Origin of the sequence: Chryseobacterium sp. Leaf201, assembly GCF_001421435.1 — a bacterium.
Classification (GTDB): domain Bacteria; phylum Bacteroidota; class Bacteroidia; order Flavobacteriales; family Weeksellaceae; genus Chryseobacterium.
This window is the reverse complement of record NZ_LMKA01000002.1, coordinates 69,104-84,909: the sequence shown is the minus strand read 5'-3', so window position 1 is coordinate 84,909 and position 15,806 is coordinate 69,104. Positions and strand designations below refer to the sequence as shown.

Annotated in this window: 11 protein-coding genes; all 11 read right to left on the bottom strand. The window is 37.3% G+C overall.

The window, feature by feature from the left end; genetic code table 11:
• Positions 1–37: 37 nt before the first annotated feature.
• The 11 genes from ASE55_RS01930 to ASE55_RS01880 all read right to left on the bottom strand — a co-directional run bounded on the left by ASE55_RS01930 (position 38) and on the right by ASE55_RS01880 (position 15,774).
• A complete protein-coding gene (locus ASE55_RS01930; protein ID WP_056214784.1) occupies positions 38–1,186 on the bottom strand; it encodes a glycosyltransferase in 1,149 nt (382 codons plus the stop codon).
• Positions 1,170–2,345 carry a glycosyltransferase family 4 protein gene (locus ASE55_RS01925; RefSeq protein WP_056214781.1) on the bottom strand — a complete coding sequence of 392 codons (1,176 nt, stop codon included), beginning with the start codon at positions 2,343–2,345 and terminating at the stop codon, positions 1,170–1,172. The genes ASE55_RS01930 and ASE55_RS01925 overlap by 17 nt, the downstream gene beginning before the upstream one ends.
• Complete coding sequence (locus tag ASE55_RS01920; RefSeq protein WP_056214778.1) at positions 2,345–3,322, bottom strand: hypothetical protein; 978 nt, start codon at positions 3,320–3,322, stop codon at positions 2,345–2,347. Before ASE55_RS01920 ends, ASE55_RS01925 begins: the two co-directional genes overlap by 1 nt.
• A gap of 4 nt (positions 3,323–3,326) precedes the next feature.
• Positions 3,327–4,073: a glycosyltransferase family 2 protein gene (locus ASE55_RS01915; RefSeq protein ID WP_056214776.1), complete on the bottom strand. Its 747-nt coding sequence runs from the start codon at positions 4,071–4,073 to the stop codon at positions 3,327–3,329.
• A gap of 155 nt (positions 4,074–4,228) precedes the next feature.
• On the bottom strand, positions 4,229–5,479 hold the full coding sequence (gene rocD, locus ASE55_RS01910; protein ID WP_056214773.1) for an ornithine--oxo-acid transaminase: 1,251 nt from the start codon (positions 5,477–5,479) through the stop codon (positions 4,229–4,231).
• 176 nt (positions 5,480–5,655) lie between these two features.
• On the bottom strand, positions 5,656–6,933 hold the full coding sequence (locus ASE55_RS20585) for a hypothetical protein (RefSeq protein ID WP_238584970.1): 1,278 nt from the start codon (positions 6,931–6,933) through the stop codon (positions 5,656–5,658).
• Between the two features lie 10 nt (positions 6,934–6,943).
• Positions 6,944–11,137 carry a TIGR02594 family protein gene (locus ASE55_RS01900; RefSeq protein ID WP_056214770.1) on the bottom strand — a complete coding sequence of 1,398 codons (4,194 nt, stop codon included), beginning with the start codon at positions 11,135–11,137 and terminating at the stop codon, positions 6,944–6,946.
• 20 nt (positions 11,138–11,157) lie between these two features.
• The gene (locus tag ASE55_RS01895) at positions 11,158–11,952 is read right to left on the bottom strand and encodes a hypothetical protein (RefSeq protein WP_056214767.1); all 795 of its coding nucleotides are present in this window, start codon (positions 11,950–11,952) and stop codon (positions 11,158–11,160) included.
• A 23-nt stretch (positions 11,953–11,975) separates the two neighbouring features.
• Positions 11,976–12,317, bottom strand: coding sequence for a hypothetical protein (locus ASE55_RS01890; RefSeq protein WP_128414472.1), 342 nt, complete (start codon positions 12,315–12,317; stop codon positions 11,976–11,978).
• 183 nt (positions 12,318–12,500) lie between these two features.
• Positions 12,501–13,859, bottom strand: a complete 1,359-nt coding sequence (locus tag ASE55_RS01885) for a DUF3289 family protein (protein ID WP_056214762.1) — start codon at positions 13,857–13,859, stop codon at positions 12,501–12,503.
• A 1-nt stretch (position 13,860) separates the two neighbouring features.
• Entirely contained in the window at positions 13,861–15,774 is a 1,914-nt protein-coding gene (locus ASE55_RS01880) for a type VI secretion system Vgr family protein (protein ID WP_056214792.1), read from the bottom strand.
• Positions 15,775–15,806: the final 32 nt, after the last annotated feature.

Sequence of the window (15,806 nt, the reverse complement as noted above, 5' to 3'; positions counted from 1 at the left end):
GAATAATGAAACGGGAGCGATTGAAGCAACGGGACACCTATTCTAAAACTGATTTCCAAAGTTCTATTGATTTCTTTTCGGAAAAATTATTTTTAAAGAACTCAACTGCTTCCTCTCTTTGCTTTTCATACAGCGTTTCATCACTGCATAGCCGGGTAATGATATTGGCGAACTGTTTTTCATCATTAGTTACCATACACCCATTACCTGTCTTTTGAATAAAGCCGTCAACTGCTTTTTCATTGCCTACAACAGGTAAACCGAAGGACAGGGCTTCTACCACTTTGATTTTAATGCCGGTTCCCTCTAACATCGGGCATATAGCTATTCTGCTTTTATGATAATATTCGTCAAGATGATCTGCAAAAGGAATTTTTTTAATATTTGCTTTATCAGGGATATGATTGCATACTCTTCCGATAACACATATATTTATGTTGGAAAGCAATGGCATTACTTTTTCCACAAACCAATTAAGAGAGTGTATATTAAAGGGATTATCAGAGCCTACAAAGATAAGATCATACTCTTTTTCAATAAATTCAGTTTCAAAATTTTCAGAGAAGCTAGGTGGAATATTAAATACTTTATTGGGTAGAAAGCTTTTAAAAACAAAATATTCATCGTATGATATGGTAATAACTTTATCATAAAAAGATAGGTTTTTAATTTCTTCATTAAATTTCCTTCCGATATTCATTTCTTTATTTTTATAGAATTCATTTAATGTAATCCAGTCATGAGTATCAATGATTGTTACAGCACCCTTTAAGTTTTGTTTTCTGATAACGTCTGTCCAGAATTCATAGTTTATGATAATATAGTCATAAGTCTTATCTTTATAAAAATCATCAAATGTATCTTGAAAGTATTTGGTATAAAAGAAGTTACTTTTATTTTTCTTAGTGAAGAATTTTATAATTTTATATTTCCAATAAATGTAGCTTGACAATTTTTTTAAGGGTCTTCTTTTTAAGATAAGAATATCATCAATTATATTTTTATCTATATCTTCATATGAATCACCAAAATTTTTGTAGAAATCTTCGATACCTACCAGATCAATTTTTAATCCTAAAGATTTTAAATGTTTAAGATTAGTATAGGCTCTGGTTATATTTCCTCCACGCTTTGCAAATGGATTTTCAGGGAAAAAGAATAATACTCTTTTATTTAAGTAATTCATTATAATAATTAATTGTGTGAAATACTGTACTTTCTAAATTATAGGTTGTTTTTATGGTATTCTCAGCATTGCTGCTTATTTTTTCTGACAATATATTATCTGAAAATATCATCTCTACAGCATCTATAAAATCATTTTTAGTAGAAGCAATAATACCATTCTTCTGATGCTGAATAATTTCCTGAAAAGCCTCAATACCTGAGCAGATAACAGGCTTTCTCAATGCCATTGCCTCACATAGTGCAAGCCCAAAAGTTTCTCCTTCCGAAGGATACAGTAAAACATGGGCTTTCCTGATTTTCTCAATAATCTCATTTTTTTCTAAATAATTATAGAATATAATCTGTGTTCGGATGTTTTGATCTAATAAAGCAAGCGTCTTTTCTGCCTGTTTAGTCATATTTCCTATTATATGAAAAGTAGTCTGAGGTTCTTTTTCTAAAATAGATCTGAATGTTTCTAGTGCAGTATAAAACCCCTTTTCTTTTGAAGCGGTACCGACAAAAAAAATAGAATGCTCTATAATTTTTGTATTGTCAGGCGTAAAATCCTGAACATTGATTCCATTATGGATAGTTTTAGAATATACATTAAAAGTTTCATAATTTAATTTCTGACTATATTTTGAAACGGTGATGATGTTTTTAGAATTTTTAAAAGCTTGCTTCTCGCAAAAAATTCTTCCTGACTGGACATTTTGGTAGCCAAAATATTTTTTCAAAATAGTCCAAGATCCATGACAACGTATAATATGAGGAATATTATCTGGAAGAGAAAGTGCTAATCCATCAAAATCATGAGTTTCAATTATATCGAAGTTATAATTATTAATTTTTATCCATTTACCTAATTTTTTTTTTATGATTCTTTTTTCTAATAAATATATCTTATTATGAAGTGAATTTAATAAGCCAATTTTTCCGGAAATAGATCTGATAAATTCTAAAGCAAAATTAGATTTGAAAATATCCTTTATAGCATATATTTCTACATTCTCATCCTCTATTTGATATTTATTATTGGTAATAAGAAAAACCTTGACACTTAGTCCGCTATCATTTAATTTTGCACATAGATTCTTATAAAAAATGCCGGTCCCTCCAACTTTTGGTAAAGAAGGATGTTTATACTCTTTTGTTACTATAAGAATGTTTTTCATTACAGCTGAAAGATTTTCTTTGTCCAGGAATCTAATGTATAATTATTATAAATTATATCCGGAATCTTTTCGTAAGACGATTCAAAAAAAGACCGGTTCAGATTGCTGCAGGTTTTATCCAACACTAAAATATTATTTGGATTATAAAAATCATAGTTTTTAATCATTTTATTATCTGTAATGATTTTTTTCTCCATTGCCATAGCTTCAAAAATCCTGAAGCTTAGTCCGTATTGGTTTTCACGGGTGAGATCAAGTAAAACCCGTGAATTTTTATAATATTCGGGAAGCTTTTTGTGACTTATTTTTTTTACACTGAACAGGATATTAAGATTTTCCGGAACAGTCATAAAAAGGTTTTTAAGCTGATGTTTCCAGCCCTTTTTACCGATTACCATGATCTGAAATTTCAGATGTAATTCAAGGAGCCGCTTTGTGAGCAATTTAATAAATGCAACTCTTTTATGGTCATAAGAAGTAATATAAAAAAGATCTGTTTCCGGATTTTGTATATTACAGGAAAGGTGAGGGAGATAAATATAATTGGTCAGTTTTTCAAATCCGTATCGCTGTATATCAAGGATATCGAAAGAGAAAATTTTGTCAAAAAGTTCCAGCTTACTCTGATCTACCGGAATCCTGTCGAGGCTGTCATAAAGATAGGTGATTAAACGGTCTGAACATTTTCTTATCTGTTTTAAAGTGGACAAATCAAATGTGTCAGGATTCAATACCAGGATCTGATCCTGATATCCTAATTTCTCCAGGGAATCCAAAACAAATTTCTGTCGTTTTTCTGCTTTTATATTTTTGTTTAAAAATATTTTACTTACCGCATTGGCAGCCCTTTCACTAAAATCAGCATAGGTTACATCAGCTATTTTAATGTGGTGGGCATCAATATGTTTGGTCCGTAAGGTCTCAACGATATATTGATCATAACCCCAAAAATCATAACTGATAACACAAATTTTCATCCCGTTAATTTTGCTCTTTTTTTAATGATTCATAGGTCTCAAAAACACTTAATGACTGCAGATAAGAAAGCTGGCAGCCTTCTTTGCCGTCTAAGATTCCTAAACGCAAAATATATGCCTTAAAGAATTTAAAAGCGGTCTTTGAATATTGTACGAAAATATTGAATTTCTTTCCCTTTAAGGAAAGTTCCTGCCCTTTTAAAACACCATAATGAATCATTTTCTGTTTATAAGATTCATAATCTGATACTGAATAATGAAGAAGCTTATTGGTAAGTTCTCCCACCGAACCCTTTACATTCAGGGTTTCATGTACTTTTTTATCTGGTGTATAGCGTGCCTTGGACTTCCGGAAAAGCCTGAAATTTTTGTCAGTTTGCGTTCCTGAATAGTGAATTGGCTTTTGGGCAAAATAAAATTTTCTGTAGAAATAATAAGCATCCTTCTGCTCCGGTTTTTTAAACTCGTCAATAATTTCCTGTTTTAATGGAGGCGTGATTCTTTCATCCGCATCTAAAAACAGCACCCAATCATTTTTAGCCTCATCCAAAGCTAAATTTCTCTGCTTGGTAAAATCTTCAAACTTATTTTGAACCACTTTTACATTTGGGAAAGTTTTTGCAATTTCAACGGTTTTATCTGTACTGAAAGAATCGATTACAATAATTTCATCACATAAACCGAAGCATTCAAGAACCTGCTGAATGTTTTTTTCTTCATTATAAGTTATGATCAACCCACTTATATTCATCACAAATTTTATAGTCCAAAGATAAGTTTTAATTTTTACATAAAGATTTAGCTGGTTTTTACGAAGTATCTTTAAGAAAAATTGCTTTATGTCAGCAGTTTAAATAAAAAGCATGGTTTTCACCATGCTGTACTATCTTTTATATTTATTAAATTCTATTTGTATTCGGTGATGGTTTTCTCAATAATCCTCACACAATCCATCAGCTGTTCTTCTGTGATAACCAACGGCGGAGCCAATCTGATGATATTTCCGTGGGTCGGTTTGGCCAGAAGGCCGTTTTCCTTTAATTGAAGGCAAAGGTTCCATGCTGTGGAACTTTCGGGTGAATCATTAATTAGAATGGCATTTAATAGGCCTTTTCCTCTCACTTTTGTGATCAGGGAGCTTTTCTCAATAATTTTTTCAATCTCCGATCTGAATAACTTACCTAATTCTTCAGCTCTTTCAGAAAGTTTTTCTTCTTCTACAACATCCAAAGCAGCTACGGCTACGGCACAGGCAATCGGGTTTCCTCCAAAAGTGGAACCGTGCTGTCCGGGCTTGATAACATTCATGATTTCATTGTTGGCCAGGACCGCTGAAACAGGATACATTCCTCCCGAAAGGGCTTTTCCTAAGATAAGAATGTCCGGCTGAACCTCTTCGTGATGACAGGCAATTAATTTCCCCGTCCTTGCAATTCCCGTCTGCACTTCATCTGCAATGAACAGGACATTATGTTTTTTACAGATTTCAGAAGCATTTTTCAGGAAACCTTCATCAGGAACATAAACCCCAGCTTCACCCTGGATCGGTTCTACCAAAAAGGCAGCAATATTTCCGGCTTCCCTGTTTAAAATTTCTTCTAAAGCTGCAGTGTCATTATATGGAATTTTAATAAAACCCGGTGTGAAAGGCCCGTAATTCTGGTTGGCATCCGGATCATTGGAAAAAGAAACAATTGTTGTGGTTCTTCCGTGGAAATTATTTTCGCAGACAATAATTTTTGCTGCATTTTCTGAAATTCCTTTAATTTCATAGCTCCATTTCCGGGCTAATTTTACGGCCGTTTCTACGGCTTCCGCTCCTGAATTCATAGGCAGAACTTTATCAAAGCCGAACAGGGTAGTGATTTTCTGTTCGTATTCTCCCAGATTTGAGTTGTAAAACGCTCTTGATGTCAAAGCTAATTTTTTAGCCTGGCTTACCAGAGCTTCTACAATCTTCGGATGAGAATGTCCCTGGTTTACCGCAGAATATGCTGAAAGAAAATCATAATACTTCTTACCTTCCACATCCCATACGAAAACACCTTCTCCTCTGTCTAAAACTACGGGAAGGGGGTGGTAATTGTGTGCGCCGTGCTTATCTTCAAGATCAATGAAGTACTGTGAGTTTTTTTCTGTTAATTCTACTGCTGACATATTCTTTTTGCTTTTCCGCAAATTTAAGCATTATTAATGAGATGCATTAACAAAAACATAATGCAGTAGATTGCACAATATACAGTGTACTTTCAGTAACAATGAGAAGGTTAAAGAAAATTTCTGTTTTAAAAATAAAGCAATTCAGGTTTTATATCTTTGAGTATGCTTTGAGATTATTTCTTAGGATTTTGTTTTCGCCATTCTGTATAGTTCATAGGTTGATAGCCTGAACCACAGGATCCTTCATATTCACACTCCGTTACAAAATATTCATCATAATCTGCATTGTCCCACCATTCTTTGAATTTTGGGAGCCCGAAGTAATTATTCTTTTTCAAAATCTCTACATCTTGATCATCTAAGAAAAAACGCAGTCTCCCCATCATTTTATTATCTTCATCAAATTTCGGATCATATTTATACTGTTCTACAAAATAAGCCAGATTTGACATTATTTTTGTTCTTTCTACTGGTGTCAGATTCTCGTTCTGAGATGTTTCTTTATTCCCTAAATATTCTAAATAATCTTTAATATGATCCAGAATAAATCTGTTTTCTGAAGGATCATTCGGGATATATAATTTTTGCAATAATTTAAATGTGTTGGCATGTAATCTTACATTTCCATCGCACTCTTTTGTCCAGAATAATTTGCCATAGTCTGATGGATTATTTTTGTCAAATTTAGTTTTTTCAATTACCCATTTCAGCAGTTCTGAATCTTCAGTATATCCAAAAGTTTTAACCAATTTTTCCATGAAATATTGGTCATTGAGGATAAGCCATTTATATTGGGCTTTGCTATCATTGAACAGATACATATTGCGGGCTGTTAATGTCTGGATGTTTTTTTTGCGTTGTTCTTTAAGATTGGAAATATCTTTCCATAAATATTTTTTCACTTCATTACCATTTGCATCCTTATAGGTTTTTGAAGACGCATCCTCCTCCTGTGCTGCCTCATTATATGATTTCTGATAATCAATAATATATGGAATGGGGTAGAGATCAGTAATGAAGTTTAGATTCTTTATTATGAATGTTCCGTTATTTTCTGCATCATTAGGGGTATAATTAGAAGACCGGTCACATTGATTTAAAAAATTAACGTATAGAAAATTGCTGGCTGATTTTGGATCAATCATCCTGTTGAATATCTGTTTTATTTTGGTATTGAATTGCTCATTACTAACCGGTTTATAGCCATTGTCTGTAAGAATCTGGCTTAACATAGTTACCGTTACCTCCAAATCTTTTTCTGAATACTGATACGGATTGTCAAAGGACGGTTTTCCGTACTCTAATTGTTTTTTCAGCATGGTATTAATGTCTTGATTAGGTTTTAAACTATTCGTGCTTTGTTGGATATTTGTATTGCTGGCCTTTTTTTCCTGGCATGAACCCAAAAATGATAAGATAAAAAGTAAGCCGATTAAAAATCTATTTTCCATTTTAATTATTTTATTGTTCAGATCCTTTTGTTCCTGGATTTCCTTTATATTCAGGCAGGTTATAATCTGCTTCTGTAATTTCATAATTTTTAGGGACTACATATGCAAAATAGTCAGAAGTATTATAAGACACGCAATACAGTTTTTGTGATTGATTTCCTCCTAATATAACGACTTTATCTCCTTTTTTGCCTGCTACAAATCCCACATGACCTCCTCCGGATCTTGTTTTTACAGCAATAGCTCCATATACAGGTTTTCCTAAATCTTTTCCTTCTGCCCAAGTAGCCCATTTTAAAGCTCGTACGGCATCGTATCCTTTATCTGTTGTAACTCCTTCATATCCGTAATGTTTCATAACCCAGTTGATGAATGCTGCACACCATGCGATATCTGTCTCATTTTTTGTACCATCTTTCATCTGGCTTTCATAAGGTGTGCCATCAAAGAATTTTTGAATTTCTTTATTACTTCCGGTTTCTACCAGATTTCTTGCTTCTTCTTTCCATACCAGTTCCATCCATGGAGCTCTTCCTTCAAGATTTGGTAATACAACCTCTTCTCCATTACAAACATTTTTATCATACTTAAACCATACTTTTAGTTTTTGCAAAGCTTTCTTGCGCCCTGCCCATCCATTAGGTGGTCTCTCAAGTCTGTGGGAGGGAGAGTATCCATTCAATATTTTTCCCTGTAAGAAAAAATACTTCTCTTCTTCCTGTTCCATCAATAGTCCCAGTTGATTAAGGTTTTTTCCAAGGCCCTTACTAAAATAACTGCGTTTCCATGCTAAAGTTTCTTTAAGCTCTTGAGAATATGTCTTATGAGGGTTAAGTTCCCATGAAGGTACTTCTTTATAGTTGAATATCCATCCCCCTACATCTACAGTGTGGTGTAGATTTGAGGAAATAAGGTCTGCATTAGTATTAAGAAATTTATCTGCATCTGCATATCTGGCTTTTCCATAGTTTTTATAAGGCCCGGGATTGTTATAATAGCCCGTTCCATCATCCGTTCCTGTAATCTGAAGAATACCTCTTCCCTTGTAGGTACTTTTACTGGATAAATTATTGCTAAGTTCTTCCTTACTCTGTACAAAAAAACCTGTTTCTTCTGAAACATTGGCTAAAAAGGATATCTTTTGCATACATCGGTTAATCCCATTACCCTTAAACATCATATTCACCTCTGCGGTTAAACTTTTAATTGTTTTATCTGTAATGTCACATTTTTCTTTAATTCCTTTCCATATTTCAGTGCCACCCGTCATTGTTTTAATAAGATCTTCCATTTCAGTTTCCGTAAAGTCTCTGTTGCAGTAACAGGTCTTCTGTTTTCTCACCTCCGCCATTTCCACCATCACCGGCATTACATCATTATCAATAGCTTCCGGGGTTTCTTTCTGGGAAACCTTCAGGCAGCCGGCTTCATAGAAGATAAACTGTTTCCTGAGCTCCAGCATTTCATCCTGTGTAAAAGGAGTTCCATCTTTTTTACGGGCTCTGATTCCCAGCTTTTCCATGTCTTCAGTCCGTACCAGATCAGCCGGAAGGGTATTGTTTACGGTGACCTGAATTTTTTCAGCTTTCCAGATTTTTTTATTGGGATCGGCGGGATCTTTCAGTTGCCTTGAGACCTGTGCAATATAATAATCAAAGTTTTTAGGCGGATTTTTCCATTCTTCTTTGGCGGTGAAGGAAACTTCTAATAGTCCGTCTTTACCTGTTTTTTCTTCCTTGTAGGTCTCTTTGCTTTCGTGGGTATAAACAATATGGTCTTTTTCGTTAAGGCCTTCTTTGGGAACTTCTTTGAAAACATCAACTTTTAATGTTTCTTCGGTCATATTAACGGTATGTACCCAGATTTTATGGGTTTTTCCATAAAAAGTCTGTTCGCGCTGTATATCCTTTCCGTTTTCTGTAGAAAACATAATGGAAACAATTTCCTGTTCAGAAGTAATGGAAAGTTCTTCATTAGAATCCAGGACCTCAAGATAGGTGGTGCCCGCATCTATAACCACAGGGCGCATTCCTTCGATTGAAATGTCCGCCGGAAGCACAACATCTGTTGAGGTACCTGCCTGCAGTTCTACAGTAAAGACCAGCCGGTATCGGGGCGTAGGATTTTCACCTGTTTTGGGAATGGCGGCATCCAGTTTTTTCTTATACTCTTCAGAGGTATTAATCAGGAAAGAAGCTTTGCCTTCGTTATTAAGCGCTACACTTTTTTCCTCCAGCATGTATTTATCTTTTTCTTTATAGAAATCATCGCCTTCTCCCTTTACCCATACTTTTACTTTCAGATTTTGATTCTGAAGCCCATCAATTTCCAGAAAGCCATAAGTATCTTCTCCGAAACCGGTTTCTGTACGTTTAACACCGGTTCCATAAGCCCAGAGTGCTCTTTTTACGGCAGGTTGGGAAACTTTTATTTTGGTTTCAATTTTTTTACGATCCGTACTGTCGCCTGTTAAATAGGCGAAAACGGTAAATTCTCCGAGTTCATTGAAGGTAAGCGTTCCGTCTCCGTTGTCAGTAACGCCTTGCGGAATTTCTGTTTTTATGGCTTCGTTTCCTGCCAGTGCTGTAATTCTTGCAGTGGCTGTATATTTTACTTTTGTTCCTTTAGGAATGTTTCCTGCCGGAAGTGTAAATTTATCAATGACATTTTTAATAATCTCAAAATGGAAGGTGTCAGATCCTGTAAATGCAGGCTGTTTCCCGGCTCCGAGCGGACTGGCATAGGCTTCCAGAACGTATTTCCCCAAATAATCTCCGGTGGAGAGCTGTGCATCCTGGCTGAGAAAGGCATCGGCTCTTTTATTGATTATGGCAGTTTTGAAAGAGGATGAACCTTCAAACGCCGCGATTCTTCCTTTTCCTTCTTTTTTAAGGTACCAATGGACTGTTTTCCCTACGGCCGGAAGATAGGCTACATTGAATTTTGAAGCCTGTACTTTAAGCATATCCACAGACCGGAGCAGCCCGGCTTCTCCGCTGACACCCATTACGCCCAATGCATTCTCAATTTTAATTTCCACAGATTCCGGTTTGGGATCATTGGGATCTGTAAATGCTTCTACGGTATATTTTCCGGCATTCTTAAAACTGAGGGTTGCTGTTCCTCCAGCTCTTAATACACCCACAAGATGAGGCGAGGCAGTTCCGGAATGACTGTTATATAATACTGTTGTGCCCTGTTTTATCCGCCAGTGCGCTGTATTGGCCAGAGGCATAAATGTATTTCCGTTCAGGATTTTCATCCGGTCGGTATTGGCATTCAGCTTGTATTCTACGGATACAGGTATTGGGATATTGATTAGGGTAGAAGCTCCCGGAATAACAATTTTTTTAACGAAATCTTTTACTACTTCAATAATAACCGCACAGTTTTTATCACCGGGTTTTTTTCCGTAGGCTTCCAGCCTGTATTTCCCTTCCGGAAGGCTGTTAAAAGTCTTGCTTAAAGACTGATTGAAAACACTTCCCAAGCCAATAAAAGTTTTTACTTTGTCTTTAATATCTTCTCCTTTGAAAAGAGCCCAGATGATTTTTGTGGCATCGCCTTTAAACTGGGCATTCAGGATAATATTATCTGTGGAAAACGAATTTAAGAAAGGAGCAAAGGGGTTTTCAGGCAGCTGTACATAATAATAGGTCCCGGTTGGTTTTGCCGCAGGAATCGGGAGTGTCATTGACACACTGTTCACTGATGTTGTGGCGGAAGAGGGGCCTGGTGTTTCCCATTGCGGCGAAGTGTTGGCTACAGAGAATTCGTCTGCTTCCTTTACATCGATCTGCGAAACATTATTAGCCTGTCCGGTGGTTGCAAATGCAATGTTTCCGGGAACACCATATCCCGGGCAGGTAGCTGTAGAAATATCCAGCAGGACTTTCATGCTTTTGTTAAACTCTACATTTTCATAATAATCTTTGTATTTGAGACTGCATTTTCCTTTGCATGGGTATGATTTGCCGTCTGAGCCTTTGCAGCTGCCAAATCCGTTGCCTCCGCCAAAACTTTCGGCTTTATCATCCAGGTAGGTAGCCACAGGCTTGCTTTGGGCGAAATATTTGTTTTTGCCGAGTTTTTTTTTCTGGCTTTTTACTTCCATCGGAACAGCAGTCCCTTTTGAGTTATTGGCTACGGAACTGCTGCAGTACGCGGTAGCTCCTTCTACAATGATAAATCCTTTATTCGCCATATCATATGATGTTCATAAAGTTATGTAATACTGCTTGTCTCCTGGTACACTGTTTCATCCCTGTCTGACAGAATGAATGCTGCTTTCTTTTCTGCATACCGCTTTTTCCGGGAAAGGTATTGCATCTGTATGGTCAGTTGTGCTTTATATTGCCCTGCCTGACGCACATATTTCTTATTGATCTCTTCTTTGATTGTATCCGGTACGTGTATTTCTGAAGTAAAAAAAGAATCAAAACCGTACTCTCTTTGCTCAGCCCGGATAATTCCGGGACATTCCAGATTTCCTATTCCTTTGATATGCCATACCACAGATTCCGGATTTTCACCTCCGTTGTCCACATAAGACGGTGCAAAAAGCAGAAGATTCCAGAAAGGCTCCTTATATTTATTTTTGTAAAAAATTTCCTCATTCTCTAAAGTCGTGAGATATTGTTCTCTGAACAGGTCGCTGTTTCCGTATTTTTCATGAATGCCTTCGGTTTTCTGTTTCCAGCTTTCTATGTATTTCTGATGATCTGCTGCCTTTAAGAATACGCCTTTTTCATCTACCTGTATTTTTACAGGATAAGAGCTCTTTTCCAGTTCGTGAAGAATTTCCATAAAGTTATTTTCAGACGGCAGGGGAGTATCTTCTGTTTTCTCTATGTTCCAGGTTTTCGTCCGGTCTTCATTTTCAGTTTCCTCTAAGGTAACTTTATAAGATGAATGGAAGCCTTTGGTTTCACCAAACCGTATTTCAAGCATATTTTCCACCTGATAGGTGTATGCTTCTGACGAATATTTCTGAAAAGGCTTTACCCGGTTTTCTTCCATGTGTGTTGATTAATATTTTACTGTTAGTTACAGCCATTCACTACAGTCTCTTCCGTCAGGTCATGCAGGTAGATTTTTTCTGTTTTCCCTCCGTTGCATTTACTGATATTATAATTGGCAATATAATCTTCTCTGTAATGAGATATTTCTTCACTCATCAATCCGCCGGGATCTTCCTTATGGTTCATAAAATAAGAGGTGTTGCCTGTCTTTTTATAAAATACAAAGTTTAACGAAACTGTATTCGGATCTTTCAGGGCCTGGTTGTTCTGCATCCTGTTTTTAACATATCGGATAATTTCAGTTTTCAATACGTTATCTTCGGAATCAGGATCATTAATCAGCACATAATATGAGATCTTCACAGAATTTTTATAATAAGAATTTGTAAAGGTCATATGATCCAAAGGGATAAATTCATTCTTCTCTTTGTCACAGCATATTGTGGTTAAAAGAAAAAAAGTGAGTGTGATGAAAATTTTTATAAATGGCAAATGTTTCATTTTTTCGTGGTAATAACTGTTCTTTACTGATAAATCGACTGACGGTTAATATTCTCCCGGTCTTCTCCGTCCCATGTTTCTAAGATGGTCTTCCCGTTCCTTTACAGCTCTTCTCCGGCTTTGCCGCTCTGCTTTTCCGGCAGAAATATTTTCTTTAAAGGTCTTTTCAAATTCCACTTTGGTGATAAAAGGCTTGTATCCTCTGATGTGTTGCAGGATAAACCAGTATCTGAATCCAAGCAGGTAATAGTATTTTTTTTCTATATCCGGCATATCAAGGCCAAAATGGTCATATAACGTTACTTTATAAGTAGCATCATAAGCTCCGTTGCCTGATTTACTGAATCCCGTTAACTTGACCTCATATGCCCATGTATCATTCATACAGATGGTAAGGCCGCCTAAAAACGTATCTTTTAATGTTGAAAACTGCGGGTGTCCCCAACCGCGGTTCCCGAATTTTCCTATTTCATTATCGGTGAAGTGTATTTCATCATCCTCAATGGAAGCGGTATTTCCATTGTTCTTTTTAATTCTGTCGGCAATTTCATCTTCAATGCTTATGCAGAACCTCTGACTTGAAGGGTGTTCCTGCACATGCTTTGTCAGAACCGGATTGGTATACTCACCGCCTTCACTTCTCCTGAATTTTTCAATCATATCCAGTGCAACCGCTTCCAGTTCCCCTACGGAAAAAAGATCGGTCACCATCCGCTTAAAGCCTGTCCACAATTCTTCATCCGTCTTATTGCTGATCTCTGATTTAATCCAGATTCCTTTGCTTTCCACATACTGAAGGGTATATCTTGACGGATACTGATTGGATACTCCGAGGCCGTAACATAAATCATCGGCTAAGTTAACCCCCTGCCTGTCTTTTCCTTTGACCTTAAATCTGTCAATATAAACAGGGAGTGGATTATTTATTTTTACCTCTACACTTGCCTTGTCAATCGGGGTTTTAAAATAAGCATAGGCACGCATATCATAGCACGGTAATTTCACCTGTAGGGTCTGTGTGCTTCCTTCCAGAGAAGAATAATCAAAAAAGAATGGGACACGCGCTCCGTTGATTTTCACCTGCCATGAAATTTTCTTATATTCATTTTTTGCTGCAGGCCTGTTGAATGTTGCCCTGAACCAGTGTTTCTCTCCCTCTCTGGGTTTGCGTATTTTGCCACCGCTGTCATCAAGCGGGCCTTCTACTTTCGTTACCAGCAGCGTATTGTCTTTTTTAGCCTGGTAATCATCCAGTTTCTTTCCTCCTTTCTTACCGTAAAAAGTGTTTTCCTGTGGTGATTTAAAGTCAAGGCTGCCCCGGGAAGCATCTTTCATGATGTGTTCTGCTTCCTTGTAGGATTTGCCAAAGACATTCCGTATGATATTTCCGCCTTCGCCAGCCATTTTACTGCATTTTTACCTGTTTGCCACTGTTGATGTTAACCTCCTTAGCACTTTCCACATTAATTGCATCCTTTGTGCTGATATAAGAGCCGGCTTCCATATTTTCCGTAATGTTTTTTGCCCTGGAGCTCCGTCCTGCTTCTGCCGTTTCAATAATATTGCTGGCCGTCAGGCTGTAGTCGTCATTTGCCGTTTCAGTGATATCCTCACCGGCCATAATGTTGATGTTTCTCTGTGCGGAGGCAATAATGTTACGGCCTGCATTGATCTGTATATTTTCTCCTGCAGTGAATGTCATGTTTTTAGGGGCATTTACGGTAATATTTCCTTTCCCGTCCATTAAATATGTATTCCCGCTTGGATCTTCTATAAAAATACTTCCATCCTGATCATTGAAGATGATTTTATTGCCGCTTCTGGTCTGGATGGATTTGATGTGGTTATTCAGTCCGCCTCCCAAAGCCACCTGTCCGTGAAACATCCCGCCCATTGCGAAAGGAAAATCAGGATGATGGTATTCAAACCCTATCATAACCTGGTCTCCCACTTCAGGAATGGCTACAAAGCCTCTGTTCTGGGTAATGGCATCTGTTCCGCCTGCATCCGGGCTCATCATTCTGATAAAATGGGTCATGTCAGGATTCCGCTGCCAGTCAAACTGTACCTGTATCCTTCCCTGATTCATAGGATCGGTATTGGAAATGACAGTAGCGATCTGCGGCTGCGCATCAGGGATAATAAAATCCGGTTTAGGCATAAATCCTGTCCCTTCGGCAACAGCCTCAAAACTTCCGGTGTAATATCCTCTTGCATTGACTTCATGGAGAACTTCTGTAACCGTTACTTTTGTAAAATAAGAGGTCTGGCTGGTATCGGGCTTACGCATTTCAATGTCTGCGCAGCATCCCGGATACAGAAACGGAACCGTAGTGTTACCTGAAACGGTAAAAACCTCTACCGCTGCACTTCCGGCTGCACTTTTCTGTGAATCATCAAGGTCTACAATCATATTGGCATTAACCGGGGCAGGGGAGAGTGAGCGTGTTTTAAAGATATTGCTGTTCAGTTCATACGCCTTAGCCGGAATTTCCCCCGGATGTCTGATGCTGCTTTCAGCACCTTCCATTTTAGTGTGGCTGCTGCTGTTATAGCCGAAAAACTCAGGTTTTATATGGACTGCTTTCAGCTCTACCTGTACATCGCTTACATTGCTGCCGTAAATAAGACGGACCGGCTTTTCAGATGGCGGCAGTTTCCCAAAGTGAAGAACTTCGCCGTCATAATAAAACTGCTCACCATATGCCTCTGCAGTTCTTGCAAGAAAATTGTAATGGGTTTCGTTATACTGTGAGCTGTAATTGATATAACTTTTATTTTGAGGATCCACTCTAAAGTCGAATTTAGAAGAACCTAATGTTTCTTTGATAATTTTATCTGCAATAATTCCTGTATTAACAGTCTGTGTGCCTCCGAAACTCTGTGTATGGGGAGCAGAGTCCATCAGTATGGTAGGGCTTTGGCCTTTAAGGACAATATTGCCGAGGCTCATCTTTTCCTGGCTGAATGCTGCTTTGGTAATAACCCCTACGAAAGTTCTTTCAGGGCTTTCATTTTCGTAATCCTTATATTTAAAAACTACGGTAATCCGCTTGCCTAGGAACTGGCGGGCCTCTTCGAGATTATGGTTCTGGGCAGATCCCAAAGAATCATGGGCAAGAATAAGTTCGAAATGGTGATGACGTCTTGCGCTCTGCTGTAAGCGGAAATGTTTAAAGTGATTGACGGACTTTCCTTCTATTACAATATCCAGCTTTACCACACGGTTAATCCCGGAAATATGGTTCCCGGAGATTTTATCTGCATTGGCGGAATTATTATAGGAGTTGGAGCGGAATGAAAAATTGCTTTCTTCCATGATCATTGATGTTTTGGTGTCAGTTAAAAACC

Bases quoted from the DNA above. Each gene is read 5' to 3' on its own strand.
- ASE55_RS01895 (WP_056214767.1), bottom strand. From the start codon at position 11,952: ATGGAAGAAAACCGGGTAAAGCCTTTTCAGAAATATTCGTCAGAAGCA.
- ASE55_RS01885 (WP_056214762.1), bottom strand. From the start codon at position 13,859: ATGGCTGGCGAAGGCGGAAATATCATACGGAATGTCTTTGGCAAATCC.
- ASE55_RS20585 (WP_238584970.1), bottom strand. From the start codon at position 6,933: ATGGAAAATAGATTTTTAATCGGCTTACTTTTTATCTTATCATTTTTG.
- rocD (WP_056214773.1), bottom strand. From the start codon at position 5,479: ATGTCAGCAGTAGAATTAACAGAAAAAAACTCACAGTACTTCATTGAT.
- ASE55_RS01900 (WP_056214770.1), bottom strand. From the start codon at position 11,137: ATGGCGAATAAAGGATTTATCATTGTAGAAGGAGCTACCGCGTACTGC.
- ASE55_RS01930 (WP_056214784.1), bottom strand. From the start codon at position 1,186: ATGAATTACTTAAATAAAAGAGTATTATTCTTTTTCCCTGAAAATCCA.
- ASE55_RS01925 (WP_056214781.1), bottom strand. From the start codon at position 2,345: ATGAAAAACATTCTTATAGTAACAAAAGAGTATAAACATCCTTCTTTA.
- ASE55_RS01920 (WP_056214778.1), bottom strand. From the start codon at position 3,322: ATGAAAATTTGTGTTATCAGTTATGATTTTTGGGGTTATGATCAATAT.
- ASE55_RS01915 (WP_056214776.1), bottom strand. From the start codon at position 4,073: ATGAATATAAGTGGGTTGATCATAACTTATAATGAAGAAAAAAACATT.
- ASE55_RS01880 (WP_056214792.1), bottom strand. From the start codon at position 15,774: ATGGAAGAAAGCAATTTTTCATTCCGCTCCAACTCCTATAATAATTCC.